Annotated in this window: 10 protein-coding genes; 6 read left to right on the top strand and 4 right to left on the bottom strand. The window is 55.4% G+C overall.

Annotated elements, in window-relative coordinates; genetic code table 11:
• Positions 1–27: 27 nt before the first annotated feature.
• On the bottom strand, positions 28–1,146 hold the full coding sequence (locus NR795_RS10235) for a porin OmpC (RefSeq protein ID WP_257758152.1): 1,119 nt from the start codon (positions 1,144–1,146) through the stop codon (positions 28–30).
• 755 nt (positions 1,147–1,901) lie between these two features.
• Here NR795_RS10235 and rcsD point away from each other — a divergent pair.
• Both rcsD and rcsB read left to right on the top strand, forming a co-directional pair.
• On the top strand, positions 1,902–4,568 hold the full coding sequence (rcsD, locus tag NR795_RS10240) for a phosphotransferase RcsD (protein ID WP_257758153.1): 2,667 nt from the start codon (positions 1,902–1,904) through the stop codon (positions 4,566–4,568).
• A 16-nt stretch (positions 4,569–4,584) separates the two neighbouring features.
• Complete coding sequence (gene rcsB / locus NR795_RS10245; protein WP_103819029.1) at positions 4,585–5,235, top strand: response regulator transcription factor RcsB; 651 nt, start codon at positions 4,585–4,587, stop codon at positions 5,233–5,235.
• Between the two features lie 60 nt (positions 5,236–5,295).
• Here rcsB and rcsC read toward each other — a convergent pair whose 3' ends face one another.
• Both rcsC and gyrA read right to left on the bottom strand, forming a co-directional pair.
• The gene (rcsC, locus tag NR795_RS10250) at positions 5,296–8,139 is read right to left on the bottom strand and encodes a two-component system sensor histidine kinase RcsC (RefSeq protein ID WP_144817021.1); all 2,844 of its coding nucleotides are present in this window, start codon (positions 8,137–8,139) and stop codon (positions 5,296–5,298) included.
• A 127-nt stretch (positions 8,140–8,266) separates the two neighbouring features.
• Positions 8,267–10,903 carry a DNA topoisomerase (ATP-hydrolyzing) subunit A gene (gene gyrA / locus NR795_RS10255; protein WP_144817019.1) on the bottom strand — a complete coding sequence of 879 codons (2,637 nt, stop codon included), beginning with the start codon at positions 10,901–10,903 and terminating at the stop codon, positions 8,267–8,269.
• Between the two features lie 157 nt (positions 10,904–11,060).
• On the opposite strand from gyrA, the gene ubiG reads away from it, so the two are divergent.
• The 4 genes from ubiG (at position 11,061) to yfaE (ending at position 15,914) form a co-directional block, all read left to right on the top strand.
• Positions 11,061–11,789, top strand: coding sequence for a bifunctional 2-polyprenyl-6-hydroxyphenol methylase/3-demethylubiquinol 3-O-methyltransferase UbiG (gene ubiG, locus NR795_RS10260; protein WP_257758154.1), 729 nt, complete (start codon positions 11,061–11,063; stop codon positions 11,787–11,789).
• A 348-nt stretch (positions 11,790–12,137) separates the two neighbouring features.
• Complete coding sequence (gene nrdA / locus NR795_RS10265; protein ID WP_257758155.1) at positions 12,138–14,423, top strand: class 1a ribonucleoside-diphosphate reductase subunit alpha; 2,286 nt, start codon at positions 12,138–12,140, stop codon at positions 14,421–14,423.
• Positions 14,424–14,529: 106 nt separating this feature from the next.
• On the top strand, positions 14,530–15,660 hold the full coding sequence (nrdB, locus tag NR795_RS10270) for a class Ia ribonucleoside-diphosphate reductase subunit beta (RefSeq protein ID WP_144817011.1): 1,131 nt from the start codon (positions 14,530–14,532) through the stop codon (positions 15,658–15,660).
• Positions 15,660–15,914 (top strand): class I ribonucleotide reductase maintenance protein YfaE, encoded by a 255-nt coding sequence (yfaE, locus tag NR795_RS10275; RefSeq protein ID WP_144817009.1) that lies wholly within the window; start codon positions 15,660–15,662, stop codon positions 15,912–15,914. The genes nrdB and yfaE overlap by 1 nt, the downstream gene beginning before the upstream one ends.
• Positions 15,915–16,000: 86 nt before the next feature.
• On the opposite strand, the gene NR795_RS10280 is transcribed toward yfaE, so the two are convergent.
• Complete coding sequence (locus tag NR795_RS10280) at positions 16,001–16,438, bottom strand: helix-turn-helix domain-containing protein (protein WP_308219175.1); 438 nt, start codon at positions 16,436–16,438, stop codon at positions 16,001–16,003.
• Positions 16,439–17,264 lie beyond the last annotated feature (826 nt).

Genomic DNA, 17,264 nt, shown 5'->3' on the forward strand with positions numbered 1-17,264 from the left:
CCCTCATGCATGTATGTATGTAACGACTTAGAACTGGTAAACCAGACCCAGGGCTACGATATCATCGGTGCTAACACCGGCCTGACGGGTGAAGTCGTTGTCATCCAGCAGGTTGATTTTGTAGTCAACGTAGGTAGACATGTTTTTGTTGAAGTAGTAAGTCGCGCCAACGTCGACGTACTCCAGCAGATCCTGGTTGCCGTAGTTAACGAAACCGTTGTCTACGTCTTTGCCTTCAGACTTCAGGTAAGCGATAGACGGACGCAGGCCGAAGTCGAACTGGTACTGAGCAACCACTTCGAAGTTCTGCGCTTTGTTAGCAAAACCGTATACGGTGGAGTCGTTCTGCGAGTTACCGAAACGGGTTGCATTGTAGGTCTGGGAGTACTGTGCTGCCAGGTAGAGGTTGTTCGCGTCGTATTTCAGACCGCCGGTGTAAACGGTAGCACGGTCGCCGCTGCCATAGACGCCGAGAGCATTCTGGTCAGCAGTACGCTTAGAGGTAGTGATCGCACCACCGACGCTGAAGCCTTCGCCCATGTCATAGGTCAGAGAGCCGCCGTAGCCGTCGCCGTTCTGGCGCAGGGTGCTACGACCGGTGTCGTTTTCGCCGCTGGCGCTGCCGTTTTTGCCCTGGTACTGCAGAGCAAAGTTCAGGCCGTCAACCAGGCCGAAGAAGTCGGTGCTGCGGTAGGTCGCCACGCCGTTAGCGCGGGACTGCAGGAAGTTATCGGCACCGTAGGTGTCGCCGCCGAACTCAGGCAGAACGTCGGTCCAGGCAGTAACGTCATAGGTTACGCCGTAGTTACGACCGTAGTCGAAAGAGCCCGCGTCGCCGAATTTCAGACCAGCAAATGCCAGACGAGTCCAGGACTGGTTTTCGCTTTCAGCAGTGTTGCCCTGCACCTGGTATTCCCACTGGCCGTAGCCGGTGATCTGATCGTTAACCTGGGTTTCGCCTTTGAAGCCGAGACGCATGTAGGTCTGGTCGCCATCGCTACCGTCGTCATCAGAGAAATAGTGCAGGCCATCAACTTTACCGTAGAGGTCTAATTTGTTGCCGTCTTTGTTGTAAATTTCAGCCGCATTCGCTGCGCCTGCTACCAGCAGAGCCGGTACCAGGAGGGACAGTACTTTAACTTTCATGTTATTAACCCTCATTTATATGCTTTTTATAGTTGCCACTGCTTACTGATTGAGCGTCAAATCAGTCGGCACAGCCATTCTCCTAAAAAATACAGAATAATCCAACAAGAAAATGCTACTAAAACTTTTAATATGTTTCAGAGAGGGTGATAGGTGTTTCATTTTGTAAATTTTGGGGAACTTTTTTCAGCATCAATGGTTAAAAAATAACGCACTAATAATCAAAAAATAATATTTTTACTTATAAATCATGAGACTGTATGATTTTTCAAGCATAGCACTGAAAGACAAAACAAATCGCGGATGGGCTACTAAAATAACTCTCGCTATCATCATTAACTTTTATTTATTACCGTCATTCGACTCTGAATGTCCGTTTACCCCCAATTCTCGCCGAATGCTCTGCATTCGGCTTTTTTTTACCTTTCTTTACGTTGCCCATGCAATTATGTGCTACCGTCCCGAAATCATAACGACTATTAACTAATGACAGTGGAAAGTAAACAAAATTTGCCAAGGGTAGAGCCCGGACAATATCTTGTTATTTCGTGCAATTTGCCCACACATCTTGCTGAATATTTATACCATTGTTTAAAGCCTGTACAGGTTTGCCGTTTCGCTATGCTGAAATAGCATTTTTGGCGTTTAGTTCCTCTTCAGAGGTGAAGAGAGTCTGGAAATTCATGCATTACCCTTTATACTGCCTGCTGTACGCCACCCAGTAGCTTAACTTTTACCAGCCTGATGACACACTGATGAGTCGATCCGACAGCATGATCCCTGGCAAGTTTTCCCTGATACCAGGCAACATTACCCGTTTTTTTCTATTACTGATTATCGTTCTGTTGGTCACCCTGGGCGTCATGGTGCAAAGCGCCGTCAATGCATGGCTGAAGGATAAGAGCTATCAAGTCGTCGACATCACCCATGCGTTGCACAAGCGGGTCGATACCTGGCGCTACGCGACGTGGCAGATTTACGACAATATCGCTGCCGCCCCTGCCGCACCCGCAGACGGTCTTCAGGAGACGCGTTTAAAGCAGGACGTCTACTACCTTGAGAAGCCGCGGCGTAAAACCGAAGCGCTGATCTTTGGCTCACACGACAGCTCCACCCTTGAGATGACGCAGCGCATCTCCACCTATCTCGATACGCTGTGGGGCGCGGAGACCGTGCCCTGGTCGATGTACTATCTCAACGGCCAGGATAACAGCATGATCCTGGTGTCGACCCTGCCGCTGAAGGATCTCTCTTCGGGCTTCAAGGAGTCCTCCATCGACAATATTGTCGACTCTCGCCGGGCAGAGATGCTCCAGCAGGCCAACGCCCTTGACGAGCGGGAGAGCTTCTCTCCGCTGCGCAGCCTGAGCTGGCAAAACGGTTACTACTTTACCCTGCGCACCACCTTTAATCAGCCGGGCCATCTGGCGACGGTGGTGGCGTTCGATCTGCCGATTAACGACCTCATTCCTCCCGGCATGCCGATGGACAGCTTCCGCCTCGAAGCAGACAACGGTCCTACTCCCCTGCGTACCTCAGACAAGGAGACGGCAGACAGCGTTTCGATCAACTTTAGCGGCGCGAAGATTGAGATCTCCTCCGCGCTGAACTCGACGGATATGCGTCTGGTGTGGCAGGTACCTTTCGGCACCCTGCTGCTGGAGACGCTACAGAATATCGTTCTGCCGCTGCTGCTCAACGTCGGCCTGCTGGCGCTGGCATTGTTTGGCTTTACCACCTTTCGCCATCAGCCGGGCCGCCAGCTTGACGGTCAGCCCTCGCCGGGGGCCAATAACGAGCTGCGCCTGCTGCGCGCGCTAAACGAGGAGATCGTCTCCGTGCTGCCGCTGGGGCTGCTGGTGCACGACCAGGAGGCCAACCGCACGGTCATCAGCAACAAGATTGCTGACCATCTGCTGCCGCATCTGAACCTGCAAAACATCACCAGCATGGCGGATCAGCATCAGGGGGTGATCCAGGCGACGGTCAACAACGAGCTGTATGAGATCCGCCAGTTCCGCAGCCAGGTGGTGCCGAGAACGCAGATCTTTATTATTCGCGATCAGGACCGTGAGGTGCTGGTGAATAAAAAGCTCAAGCAGGCCCAGCGTCTGTATGAGAAAAACCAGCAGGGCCGCTCGGCGTTTATGCATCATATCGGCGATGCGCTCCGCCTGCCGGTACAGACGCTTGCCGGAGAAGCCGCAGCGATCGACAGCGAAGAGAGCCGTCATCTGGCCCAGCATGCCCAGACGCTGGTGCAGCTGGTAGAGGATATTCAGCTGGCAAACCTGCTGGAGACCGACAGCTGGAGAGGAACGCTGACCCAGTTCTCGATTCAGGATCTGATTGATGAAGTGGTCCCCGAGGTGCTGCCGACCATCAAGCGTAAAGGCCTGCAGCTGCTGATCAACAATAACCTGCCCGCTAACGAAGAGCGGCACGGCGATCGCGAGGCGCTGAGGCGCATCCTGCTGATGCTGATCCAGTATGCGGTGACCACTACGCAGATCGGCAAAATTACCCTTGAGGTTGATACCGACGAGTCGGCAAACGATCGTCTGACCTTCCGTATTCTCGATACCGGCGAGGGGGTCACGGCCAGCGAGGTGGACAACCTGCACTTCCCATTCCTCAACGATACTCAGAGCGATCGCTACGGCAAAGCCAACGCCCTCACCTTCTGGCTGTGCGATCAGCTGGCGCGCAAGCTCGGCGGACATCTGAACATTAAAGCACGCGAAAGCCTGGGCACCCGCTATACGCTGCATGTGAAGATGGCGGCGCAGGCACAGGAAGCTGAATCCGAAGAGAAGCTGCTGGACGACGTGGTGGCGATGATCGACATTACCTCCAACGAAATTCGCCATATCGTGGTTCGCCAGCTGGAAAACTGGGGGGCAAGCTGCATCACGCCTGATGAAAGGCTAATAAGTCAAGAATACGATCTCTTCCTGACAGATAATCCGTCTAATCTTACAGCCTCGGGCTTGCTTTTAAGCGATGATGAGGCCGCCGTGCGGAAAATTGGCCCAGGCCAGCTGCGGGTGAACTTTAATATCAGTACTGCCATGCAGGAAGCCATACTGCAGCTTATCGAAGAGCAGCTGGCGCAGGATGAGGTAGCTCCCTCACCGATGGGCGGAAATGAAAATGCCGAACTGCATGCCAGCGGATATTATGCCCTGTTTGTCGATACAGTACCCGATGATGTTAAGAGGTTGTATACTGAAGCGGCTGTAAGCGATTTCGCGGCGCTGGCACAGACAGCGCACCGCCTCAAAGGGGTGTTTGCCATGCTAAATTTGGTTCCCGGCAAGCAATTATGTGAAACGCTGGAACATTTAATTCGAGAGAAAGATGTTTCAGGCATAGAAAAATACATCAGCGACATTGACGCCTACGTCAAAAGCTTGCTGTAGCAAGGTAGCCTTATACATGAACAATATGAACGTAATTATTGCCGATGACCATCCGATTGTACTGTTCGGTATTCGCAAGTCACTTGAACAGATCGAGTGGGTGAATGTAGTCGGTGAATTTGAAGACTCAACACAGCTTATCAATAATCTGCCAAAACTGGATGCTCACGTCCTGATCACCGACCTCTCCATGCCCGGTGATAAATATGGCGACGGCATTACCCTGATTAAATACATCAAGCGCCACTTCCCGAACCTGTCGGTGATCGTGCTGACCATGAACAACAACCCGGCCATCCTCAGCGCAGTGCTGGAGCTGGATATCGAAGGGATTGTGCTGAAACAGGGTGCGCCGACCGACCTGCCGAAAGCGCTGGCCTCGCTGCAGAAAGGGAAGAAGTTTACCCCGGAGAGCGTCTCCCGCCTGCTGGAGAAGATCAGCGCCGGCGGCTATGGCGACAAGCGCCTGTCTCCGAAAGAGAGCGAAGTGCTGCGTCTGTTTGCCGAAGGTTTCCTCGTCACTGAGATTGCCAAGAAGCTGAACCGCAGCATTAAAACTATCAGCAGCCAAAAGAAATCAGCGATGATGAAGCTGGGTGTGGATAACGATATCGCCCTGCTGAACTACCTCTCCTCCGTGACCCTGAGCCCGGCGGACAAAGATTAATTCTGTCTGACCGTTAAGCCGGGCGGCGCGTTGCGCTTGCCCGGCCTACCGTTTCCTACCCTACGTTCTTGCTTTTCTCACCCGCTCCGCATAGATCGCCAGCGTCTGCTGCAGTACGTCCAGCGTCACCGGTTTCGACAGGCAGCTGTCCATGCCCGACTCCAGACAACGCTGCTTCTCTTCCGCCAGCGCGTTAGCCGTCACGCCCACCACCGGCAGGGTCAGCCCCAGCTGGCGAATGCGCTGCGTCAGGCGGTAGCCATCCATATTTGGCATGTTGACGTCGCTGAGAATAATGTCGATGTGGTTTTTGCTCAGCACGTTCAGGGCATCCACCCCGTCATTGGCGGTTTTGCACTGGTAGCCCAGGGAACCCAGCTGGTCGGCAAGCAGACGTCGGTTAATGGGATGATCGTCCACCACCAGAATCATCATGTCGTCATTGTAGGCATCCTGCGTCTCGGCAGAGAGCACCGGCGCGGTTTCGCTGGTGTCCACCTTAACGCTGTAGATACGCGCCAGCAGAGCCAGCAGCTCGTGCGGTGACGCCACGCTGTGCGTCCACTCGCCGGGCTTGCGCTCCTGCGGAATGCCGATATGCCGACGGCAGAAGATCACCGCCGCCCTGCCCTGCCAGGGCTGGTCGAGGGCGTCATCGGTCAGTAGCGTATCATCCGCGTCCGGGATCTGGCCCTCGTAGCGCTCGGTGCGAATGCCGTTGCGCGCCAGCAGCGACTCCACAAAGCTGCACAGGAAAGCGTTGCGGATCGCCAGCCAGCAGCGGGTGTTGGCCAGGCCGTCAACGTCAATCGCCTGCGGAGACTGGACGGAGTAGAGCGGGATACGCACCGTAAACTGGCTGCCCATTCCCGGCTCGGTATCCACGGAGATATCACCGTCCATCATGCTGATCAGCTTCTCACAGATAGCCAGCCCCAGCCCGGTGCCCTGGAAGTTGCGCTGCACTCCAGTTCCCACCTGGAAGAAGGGATCGAACAGGCGAACCACCTCTTTGGCCGGAATACCAACGCCGGTATCACGGACCTGAATAGAGAGATACTCCCCTGAGCGCTGCACGTGCAGCACGATGCAGCCCACGTCGGTAAATTTGATGGCGTTGCTCAGCAGGTTGGAGATCACCTGCTGCAGGCGCATCGGATCGCCCTCCATCATCACCGGCACGTCCGGCTCGATAAAGCAGTACAGCCCAAGCTGCTTACGCACCACCAGCGGCAGGTAGTTCGCGGTAATGTGGTTCATCACCTCGCGCGGGGAGAACTCTCGCGGCTCGATCTTCAGCTGCTCCGACTCGATTTTTGAGAAGTCGAGAATATCGCTGATGATCTTCAGCAGCAGGCTGGAGGAGTTGTTCATCGCCGTCACCAGCCGATCCACGCCTTTCGGCAGGGCCTTGGTTTGCAGCAGATCGAGGTTACCGATAATGCCGTAGAGCGGCGTGCGCAGCTCATGGCTAACGGTCGCCAGGAACATCGATTTCGACTGGCTCGCCTGCTCTGCCGCCTGGGCCATATCCTGCAGCGACTCCTCCATTTTTACGCGTGAGGAGACATCCACCAGCACGCAAATAGCCACGTTCTCATTGCGGTAGCGCGAATGGACAAAGCTAATCTGTAGGTTGGTGTTGTTGCTGGTGAGCACGTCAACAAAGTTGACCTGCTGACCGCAGATGATCTGCGTCAGCCGCTGCCGATCCTCGTGGGTCAGCATATTAAGGTAGTTGTGCGCCAGCTCGTTACTCAGAATGTTTGTGCCATCCTGGGTACGTAAAATACAGATCCCCACCGGCGCGGAGGCCACAATCTTGCGGTTGAACTGCTCATGCTCTTCAAGACGCTGGGCGTCCACCTCCGCCGGAATAAAGATGCGTCGCTCGTACATCCGCGCCAGGGTAAAGAGGGCGATCCCCACCAGCACGTTAAGCAGGACCGCGTTGAGGATCAGCATGCGGATATGCTCCAGCACCAAATCTACCGGCACCGAGTAAACCACGCTCAGCGATGAGGGTTGCAGGCTCTTCTTCAGCACCAGATCGCGGAAGCCAGAGGTGTAGCCAAACCAGGATCGCTCCTGCATCCAACGCGGGTCGATCTCCGGCCGGTTGTCCGGCCCGGTCAGAGAGATCAGCGCATGGCCGTTCTCATCAAGAATGGTCACGCTTATCGGCAGCGTACCCGGGGTAAAGAAGTTATCCATGCGGATAGACTGCTCAACGCCCAGCAGCGCCTGCAGGCGGTTGGCCAGATAGACCGGCGTCAGGGCGTAGAAGTAACCGATGCCCGGACGCGCGCCCTGGCTTATCCAGAAGATGTTGTTGCCGCGCTCTTCCTGCGGGGCATTGCGGTACTTCATGATGCGCTCGTGCAGGTTTTTCAGAGCGCTTTCCCGCTCCAGCGGCACGTCGCGCAGGCCAAAGTCGGCCATGCAGAGGTTGGCGCTGCCGATTAAAAATACTCGATTGAGATCGTAGGCAGCGGAGAAGTTGTCCCGCCAGTAGCGCATAAACCACGCCAGCGACTCCAGCGAGCCGCGCCATGCGGTGCTCATTGCTGCGCAGTCAGAGTCTGGAAACAGCGGTTGAAAATCGGGAACGTCGTTCTGCGAATTCGGGGCGCGAGAGGCCATAATGCCGTTCTCTGCCGTCAGGCGGTTTTCCGCGATGTACTTAAGCTCTTTCATCACGTCTGAGGTGCGCTGAATATAGCGCTGGGCCTGATCGGAGCTGAGGTTGAACTCCTTGCGGATTTCAGACTCTTTCTGGTGCAGGGCGTTTACGATGTAGAACACCGAACAGAGAATAATCAGCAGCCAAAGCAGCAGCGCCAGCGCCCGAAACAGATAGCGTGAAACTTTGAGTGTAGTACGAAAAGAGACGAGGTATTTCAACGTGGCGATGCTCCGCCGTCAGGGTCACAAAAGGATGTCGATAAGGTAGCGGTAAAACGGGCAGACCGCAAAGAAAAAGGGCCGGATTGCCGGCCCTTTCATCAATGCTCAGAGTGACGGCGTAGAATTACTCTTCGCTATCGTCCGCTGCTTCATCGTCAGCTTCGGTTTCCGGCGCGATATCGTCATCGCCCTCGGCTACCGTACCGTCGATTGCGTCCAGCTCTTCGTCATCTACCGGCTCGGCCACGCGTTGCAGACCCACTACGTTCTCATCTTCCGCCGTGCGGATGAGGATCACGCCCTGGGTGTTACGCCCAACCACGCTGATCTCCGAGACGCGGGTACGCACCAGCGTACCGGCATCGGTGATCATCATGATCTGGTCGCAATCGTCGACCTGCACCGCGCCAACAACGGAACCGTTGCGCTCGGTGACCTTGATGGAGATAACGCCCTGGGTACCGCGTGACTTGGTAGGGTACTCTTCCTGCGCCGTACGTTTACCGTAGCCGTTCTGGGTCACGGTCAGGATGGCACCTTCCCCACGAGGCACAATCAGAGAGACAACCTTATCAACGCCTGCCAGCTTGATACCGCGCACGCCGGTGGCCGTACGGCCCATTGCACGCACCGCATTATCTTTGAAGCGTACCACTTTACCGGCAGCAGAGAAGAGCATCACTTCGTCGTCGCCGGAGGTCAGGTCAACGCCAATCAGCTCATCGCCTTCGTTCAGGTTCACCGCGATGATCCCGGCCGAACGCGGACGGCTGAACTCGGTCAGCGCCGTTTTCTTCACCGTACCGCTGGCGGTTGCCATGAAGACGTTGACGCCCTCTTCATACTCGCGCACCGGCAGAATGGCGGTGATACGTTCGTTGGCTTCCAGCGGCAGCAGGTTGACGATCGGACGACCGCGCGCCCCACGGCTCGCTTCCGGCAGCTGATAGACCTTCATCCAGTAGAGACGACCCCGGCTGGAGAAGCAGAGGATCGTGTCGTGGGTGTTGGCCACCAGCAGACGATCGATAAAGTCCTCTTCTTTAATACGGGCGGCCGATTTGCCTTTACCACCGCGACGTTGCGCTTCGTAATCCGTCAGCGGCTGATACTTCACGTAGCCCTGATGCGACAGGGTGACGACTACGTCTTCCTGGCTGATCAGATCTTCGATGTTGATATCGGCGCTGTTCGCAGTGATTTCGGTGCGACGCGCATCGCCAAACTGTTCACGAACCAGCTCCAGCTCTTCGCGGATCACTTCCATCAGGCGATCGGCGCTGCCCAGAATGCGCAGCAGTTCGGCGATCTGCTCCAGCAGCTCTTTGTATTCGTCGAGCAGTTTTTCATGCTCAAGGCCGGTCAGCTTCTGCAAACGCAGATCCAGAATCGCCTGTGCCTGCTGTTCCGTCAGGTAGTATTGACCGTCACGCACGCCAAATTCCGGCTCCAGCCACTCCGGACGCGCAGCGTCATCGCCCGCACGTTCGAGCATGGCAGAGACATTACCCAGCGCCCATGGACGGGCTACCAGGCCTGCTTTTGCTTCAGCCGGGGTCGGCGCATGGCGGATCAGCTCGATAATCGGGTCGATGTTCGCCAGCGCAATGGCCAGCGCTTCGAGGATGTGTGCGCGATCGCGGGCTTTACGCAGTTCGAAAATGGTACGACGGGTCACAACTTCACGACGGTGACGCACAAACGCGGAAAGAATATCTTTCAGGTTCATGATCTTCGGCTGGCCGTGGTGCAGTGCCACCATGTTGATACCGAAGGAGACCTGCAGCTGCGTCTGGGAGTAGAGGTTGTTTAGCACCACCTCGCCCACCGCGTCGCGTTTGATCTCAATCACGATGCGCATGCCGTCTTTATCGGACTCGTCGCGCAGGGCGCTGATGCCCTCGACGCGCTTGTCTTTCACCAGCTCGGCAATCTTCTCGATCAGGCGCGCTTTGTTCACCTGGTACGGAATTTCGTGCACGATAATGGTTTCACGACCGGTTTTCGCGTCGGCTTCCACTTCCGCGCGTGCGCGAATGTAGATTTTGCCGCGGCCGGTGCGATAGGCCTCTTCGATACCGCGACGACCGTTGATGATCGCCGCCGTCGGGAAGTCTGGCCCTGGAATGTGTTCCATCAGCCCTTCAACGCTGATGTTCTCATCGTCGATGTAGGCCAGGCAGCCGTTGATCACTTCCGTCAGGTTGTGTGGCGGAATGTTGGTGGCCATCCCTACTGCGATACCGGACGCGCCGTTGACCAGCAGGTTCGGGATTTTGGTTGGCATAACGTCTGGAATGCGTTCGGTTCCGTCGTAGTTATCAACGAAATCGACCGTCTCTTTTTCCAGATCGGCCATCAGCTCGTGGGCGATTTTCGACATACGGATTTCCGTATAACGCATCGCTGCGGCGGAGTCGCCGTCTACTGAGCCGAAGTTACCCTGGCCATCGACCAGCATATAACGCAGCGAAAACGGCTGCGCCATACGAACGATGGTGTCATACACCGCCGTATCCCCATGGGGATGGTATTTACCGATTACGTCACCAACGACACGGGCAGATTTTTTGTAGGCTTTATTCCAGTCATTGCCCAATACGTTCATGGCGTAAAGTACGCGACGGTGTACCGGTTTCAGGCCATCGCGGACGTCTGGCAGCGCACGGCCAACAATGACCGACATCGCATAGTCCAGATAGGAGCTCTTCAGCTCTTCCTCGATGTTAACCGGTGTAATTTCTCTCGCAAGGTCGCTCATCTAACCGCTATCCCTCTACTGTATCCCGGATTCAAAGGTCGCAAATTATAACACAGCCGACGTGATTCCGGTAAAGTAAACACCCCCGCCAATGCTTTATTGATACTTCTCTCCTGATATACTCAATGCACTGATTGATTAAGGAGTAAAAGCGCCCATGAATGCTGAAAAACCGCCGGTGGCTCAAAACGTTGACTATGAAGAGATCGCCAAATTTGAAGCCGTGGCGTCACGCTGGTGGGATACCGAAGGCGAGTTTAAACCGCTGCATCGTATCAACCCCCTGCGCCTGGGCTATATCGCCGAGCGCGTCGGCGGCCTGTTCGGCAAAAAAGTGCTGGACGTCGGCTGCGGCGGCGGCATCCTGGCCGAGAGCATGGCCCGGGAAGGCGCTAACGTCAGCGGCCTCGATATGGGCTTTGAGCCGCTGCAGGTCGCACGCCTGCACGCCCTCGAGTCCGGCATTCATGTCGACTACGTTCAGGAGACGGTAGAGGAACATGCGGCTAAGCATGCAGGAGAGTATGACGTCGTCACCTGCATGGAGATGCTGGAGCACGTCCCCGATCCGCAGTCGGTGGTTCACGCCTGCGCCCGCCTTGTTAAGCCAGGCGGCCACGTCTTCTTCTCGACGCTTAACCGCAGCGGCAAAGCCTGGCTGCTGGCGATTGTTGGCGCAGAGTACGTGTTGCGCATGGTGCCGAAAGGGACACATGACGTGAAGAAGTTTATTAAACCCGCCGAACTGATTAGCTGGATCGATCCTACTCCGCTGCAGGAGCGGCATATGATTGGCCTGCACTACAATCCGCTTAGCGATCGCTTTAAGCTGGCGCCTGGCGTTGACGTGAACTACATGCTGCACACCCAGGCAAAAAACAGCTAACGATATCTGAAAATGTGATGACAATTACGCAGCCTCATAAGCTGCGTAATTCACTTCCGCCAGTTCCGCGATGAAGATTTCAGCGTTCGATCACATTGAGTTTTTTTTTTCACATGCGTTGACTTTCCTGTAGCCCTTATCGTTCGCGGACTTAGCGTTTATTACCTTTCCGCAACCGCAATTTAACCTCAAAATCAACTCTTGTACTGAAAAGAATCCAGACTAGAATACTCACCATATTGTGACGTTTTTATCAAACACCCCCTACATATAGTATTTATCCACAGGTTTAACCACAGTGTGAAAATGTGGATAAGCGGGGGATACTTTTTTCTTAAGGACAGGTACATGAATCAGAGTCTGCTGGTGACGAAGCGTGATGGTCGTACTGAACGCATCAATCTGGATAAAATCCACCGGGTGCTGGATTGGGCGGCAGAAGGGCTGAATAACGTATCGATCTCTCAGGTTGAACTGCGTTCCCACATTCAGTTCTACGACGGCATTAAAACGTCCGACATCCACGAAACCATTATCAAAGCCGCTGCGGATCTCATCTCCCGCGACGCGCCGGATTATCAATATCTGGCTGCCCGCCTTGCCATCTTCCACCTGCGTAAAAAAGCCTACGGCCAGTTTGAGCCGCCGGTGCTGATCGACCACGTACGCAAAATGATTGAGCTGGGCAAATACGATAGTCATCTGCTGGAAGACTACACGGAAGAAGAGTTCCAGCAGATGGACGGTTTCATCCAGCACGACCGCGACCTGACCTTCTCCTATGCGGCAGTGAAGCAGCTGGAAGGTAAATACCTGGTTCAGAACCGCGTGACCGGCGAAATCTACGAGAGCGCCCAGTTCCTCTACATTCTGGTTGCCGCGTGCCTGTTCTCTAACTATCCGCGCGACACCCGTCTGGACTACGTAAAACGTTTCTATGACGCGGTCTCAACCTTTAAGATCTCGCTGCCAACGCCGATCATGTCCGGCGTGCGTACCCCAACTCGCCAGTTCAGCTCCTGCGTGCTGATCGAGTGCGGCGACAGCCTGGACTCCATCAACGCCACCTCCAGCGCGATTGTGAAGTATGTCTCCCAGCGCGCCGGTATCGGCATCAATGCTGGCCGCATCCGCGCGCTCGGCAGCCCGATCCGCGGCGGTGAAGCGTTCCACACCGGCTGTATTCCGTTCTACAAGCACTTCCAGACCGCGGTGAAGTCCTGCTCCCAGGGCGGCGTGCGCGGCGGTGCGGCTACCCTCTTCTACCCGATGTGGCATCTGGAAGTTGAGAGCCTGCTGGTGCTGAAAAACAACCGCGGCGTCGAGGGCAACCGCGTTCGTCACATGGACTACGGCGTACAGATCAACAAGCTGATGTACACCCGTCTGCTGAAGGGCCAGGATATCACCCTCTTCAGCCCGTCCGATGTGCCAGGGCTGTACGATGCCTTCTTTGCCGATCAGGACGAGTTTGAGCGCCTGTACGTGCAGTATGAGCAGGATGAGAGCATCCGTAAGCAGCGCGTGAAGGCCGTTGAGCTCTTCTCGCTGATGATGCAGGAGCGTGCCTCTACCGGCCGTATCTACATTCAGAACGTGGACCACTGCAACACCCACAGCCCGTTCGATCCGGCTGTTGCGCCGGTGCGCCAGTCCAACCTGTGCCTGGAGATCGCCCTGCCGACCAAACCGCTGATGGACGTCAACGACGAGAACGGCGAAATCGCGCTCTGCACGCTGTCGGCGTTCAACCTCGGCGCAATCAACAGCCTGGACGAGCTGGAAGAGCTGGCGGTGCTGGCGGTACGTGCTCTGGATGCGCTGCTGGACTATCAGGACTACCCGATCCCGGCCGCAAAACGCGGGGCAATGGGCCGCCGTACGCTGGGTATTGGCGTGATCAACTACGCCTACTGGCTGGCGAAAAACGGCAAGCGCTACTCCGACGGCAGCGCCAACAATCTGACCCACCAGACCTTTGAAGCCATTCAGTACTTCCTGCTGAAAGCGTCTAACGAGCTGGCGAAAGAGCAAGGCGCGTGCCCGTGGTTCAACGAAACCACCTATGCCCAGGGTATCCTGCCGATCGACACCTATAAAAAGGATCTCGACAGCATTACCAATGAGGCGCTGCACTACAACTGGGAAGCGCTGCGTCAGTCCATTAAGACCCACGGCCTGCGTAACTCCACGCTCTCCGCGCTGATGCCGTCTGAGACCTCGTCGCAGATCTCTAACGCCACCAACGGCATTGAGCCGCCGCGCGGCCACGTGAGCATCAAAGCGTCGAAAGATGGGATCCTGCGCCAGGTGGTGCCGGACTATGAGCACCTGAAAAACAACTATGAGCTGCTGTGGGAGATGCCGAACAACGACGGTTACCTCCAGCTGGTGGGCATCATGCAGAAGTTTATCGACCAGTCGATCTCTGCTAACACCAACTACGATCCGTCCCGCTTCCCGTCTGGCAAAGTGCCGATGCAGCAGCTGCTGAAGGATCTGCTCACTGCCTATAAGTTTGGCGTCAAGACCCTGTACTATCAGAACACCCGCGACGGTGCGGAAGATGCGCAGGACGATATGGTGCCTTCTATTCAGGACGACGGCTGCGAAAGCGGCGCATGTAAGATTTAATAAATTGCCCGGCGGCGCAAAGCTTGCCGGGCCTACGGATTAGGTTTTGTAGGCCGGGTAAGCGAAGCGCCACCCGGCGTATAACGGCAGGACAGGAAACATTCGCATGGCATACACCACCTTTTCACAGACGAAGAACGATCAGCTGAAAGAGCCGATGTTTTTTGGCCAGTCGGTCAACGTCGCCCGCTACGATCAGCAAAAATATGACATCTTTGAAAAGCTGATTGAGAAACAGCTCTCCTTCTTCTGGCGTCCGGAAGAGGTTGACGTCTCGCGGGATCGCATCGACTTCCAGGCGCTGCCGGAGCATGAAAAGCACATTTTCCTCAGCAACCTGAAATATCAGACGCTGCTGGACTCCATTCAGGGCCGTAGCCCAAACGTGGCCCTGCTGCCGCTGATCTCTATCCCTGAGCTGGAGACATGGGTCGAAACCTGGGCGTTTTCCGAGACCATCCACTCTCGCTCCTACACCCATATCATTCGTAATATCGTTAACGATCCGGCAATCGTCTTCGACGATATCGTCACCAACGAGCAGATCCTCAAGCGAGCGGAAGGTATCTCTCACTTCTATGACGATCTGATCCAGCTAACCAGCTACTGGCACCTGCTGGGCGAAGGGACGCATACCGTCAACGGCCAGACCGTGACCGTGAACCTGCGCGAGCTGAAAAAGAAACTCTACCTCTGCCTGATGAGCGTGAACGCGCTGGAAGCGATCCGCTTCTACGTCAGCTTCGCCTGCTCCTTCGCCTTCGCCGAGCGCGAGCTGATGGAGGGCAACGCCAAGATCATTCGCCTGATCGCCCGTGACGAAGCCCTGCACCTGACCGGCACCCAGCATATGCTGAACCTGCTGCGCAGCGGCGTGGACGATCCGGAGATGGCGGAAATTGCAGAAGAGTGCAAGCAGGCCTCGTACGATCTCTTCGTGCAGGCGGCAGTGCAGGAGAAAGAGTGGGCGGAGTATCTCTTCCAGGGCGGCTCGATGATCGGCCTGAACAAGGATATTCTCTGCCAGTACGTAGAGTACATCACCAATATCCGCATGCAGGCGGTGGGCTTGGATCTGCCGTTCCAAACCCGCTCCAACCCGATCCCGTGGATCAACACCTGGCTGGTCTCTGACAACGTGCAGGTGGCACCGCAGGAGGTTGAGGTGAGCTCTTACCTGGTCGGGCAGATCGATTCGGAAGTTAACACCGACGATCTCAGCGACTTCCAGCTCTAATGGGTGCGGTGACGCTGCGCATCACTGGCGCACAGCTGCTGTGCCAGGATGAACATCCGTCGCTGCTGGCGGCGTTAGAGTTCCACAAGGTTAACGTAGAGTATCAGTGCCGGCAGGGCTACTGCGGCTCCTGCCGCACCCGGCTGATTGCTGGTCAGGTTGAGTGGCTCACCGAGCCGCTGGCCTTTATCCAGGCCGGGGAGATCCTCCCCTGCTGCTGTCGCGCCATGGGCGATATTGAACTCGACCTGTAGGTGGCGACCGGCAAATATAAAAAATCCCTGAGCACACACATGTTCAGGGATAAATTTCCGGGTTGACATCACTCACGCCGGAATAGCTAACTCTCCGTTATTTTCTCAGGGCAGCGCTGGAGTTCACTGACTCTGTAATAGATTGGCGTAATATCAACATAGTTAATGATATAGCCGCTTCCCCTGACGTTGGCGATGAAATCATCAGGTAATCCCAGCAGGCTGAGCCGACGATTGAGGTTTCTTAATACCTGCCACAGGCGCTGGCTCGATGGCACCAGATCGTTCTCTTCCCACACCACGCGCAGCAGCTCCTCGCGCGGCACCGTCGCATGACGACCATGCTGTAAAAGATAGACAAACAGATGCAGCATCGTATGGTTAAATAATACCGAGCCAAAGATAAATGATTTATCGGCGCTTCCCTGCGGCAGGCGATAAAGCCTTCGGTTTTCAATCTCGAAGTGAATTTCTTTGCCTATTACGTAACCGTATAGCCGATATCCCATCGTATCTTTACTCATATCTCTTAAAACTGTCCGTAGAGTGCCGTTCGATCCTTATTTCATAAGCCGCACTGATAATAAGAACGATTATATGGCGATAGTGAATACTTTCAACATACAGCCCGGCGCTTATTTTTACACGCCGAGATGCATGTAAATAAATTATTGTTCGACGTTAACAGCAATATTTAGCGTTAAATAGTGAAAAAAGGTAAACAGAGAGTCGCACTGGGTCATCCAGGATCGTCGCGCGGATCATCAACATAATCTATTGATTTTACATGATTAATAAGAACTAAATGCTACCGCAACCTTACCTGTTTCCTGGATATAAAAAAAGGGCCTTGCGGCCCGCTTGGTTCTTTTTATCAAAAGAGTAGATAGAATATGTGGATCTAACCTTGTTTCCGTTCACTTTGAACACTCTGCTTATCTGAAAATACCGTACACGTGAACGTGCCAGGGTGGCTCGCCGCCACCACCCTGGCGACCCGGGCTCCCGGCAGGGAAAATCGCCGCTGCGCGGGTGCCTCGGCTTATCCCTTCCGGCTTTCGGGTCGGGCGTGAGGTAACTTCCCTGTAAAGCACGCCCTCAGCCCGCATCCATGCGGGCTGCCCCGGCCTGAAGTGAACGCCTCGGCGATTTTCAGCCGGACCCAATACCTCGCTTTGATACAGAGCCTACAGCGATTTCGTTGTTGCTGTGGAGTGCAGTCTAACAGCACGGGTGTTGAGTCCCCCGCTGAAACCGGCGAACCGGAGACCGGTTGACAAGGACTGGACGCCAGGGAGGGCGGCCAGAGGCGAAACGAGACACGACGTCGAGTCGAGCCGGCCGTCGGTC

The sequence above is a fragment of the Pseudescherichia sp. L3 genome (genome assembly GCF_024656065.1).
Lineage (GTDB): Bacteria > Pseudomonadota > Gammaproteobacteria > Enterobacterales > Enterobacteriaceae > Pseudescherichia.

What these genes read in the sequence shown, in the direction of transcription:
- NR795_RS10235 (WP_257758152.1), bottom strand. Translation starts at nt 1,146, where the DNA reads ATGAAAGTTAAAGTACTGTCCCTCCTGGTACCGGCTCTGCTGGTAGCA.
- rcsD (WP_257758153.1), top strand. Translation starts at nt 1,902, where the DNA reads ATGAGTCGATCCGACAGCATGATCCCTGGCAAGTTTTCCCTGATACCA.
- rcsB (WP_103819029.1), top strand. Translation starts at nt 4,585, where the DNA reads ATGAACAATATGAACGTAATTATTGCCGATGACCATCCGATTGTACTG.
- gyrA (WP_144817019.1), bottom strand. Translation starts at nt 10,903, where the DNA reads ATGAGCGACCTTGCGAGAGAAATTACACCGGTTAACATCGAGGAAGAG.
- ubiG (WP_257758154.1), top strand. Translation starts at nt 11,061, where the DNA reads ATGAATGCTGAAAAACCGCCGGTGGCTCAAAACGTTGACTATGAAGAG.
- nrdA (WP_257758155.1), top strand. Translation starts at nt 12,138, where the DNA reads ATGAATCAGAGTCTGCTGGTGACGAAGCGTGATGGTCGTACTGAACGC.
- nrdB (WP_144817011.1), top strand. Translation starts at nt 14,530, where the DNA reads ATGGCATACACCACCTTTTCACAGACGAAGAACGATCAGCTGAAAGAG.
- yfaE (WP_144817009.1), top strand. Translation starts at nt 15,660, where the DNA reads ATGGGTGCGGTGACGCTGCGCATCACTGGCGCACAGCTGCTGTGCCAG.
- NR795_RS10280 (WP_308219175.1), bottom strand. Translation starts at nt 16,438, where the DNA reads ATGAGTAAAGATACGATGGGATATCGGCTATACGGTTACGTAATAGGC.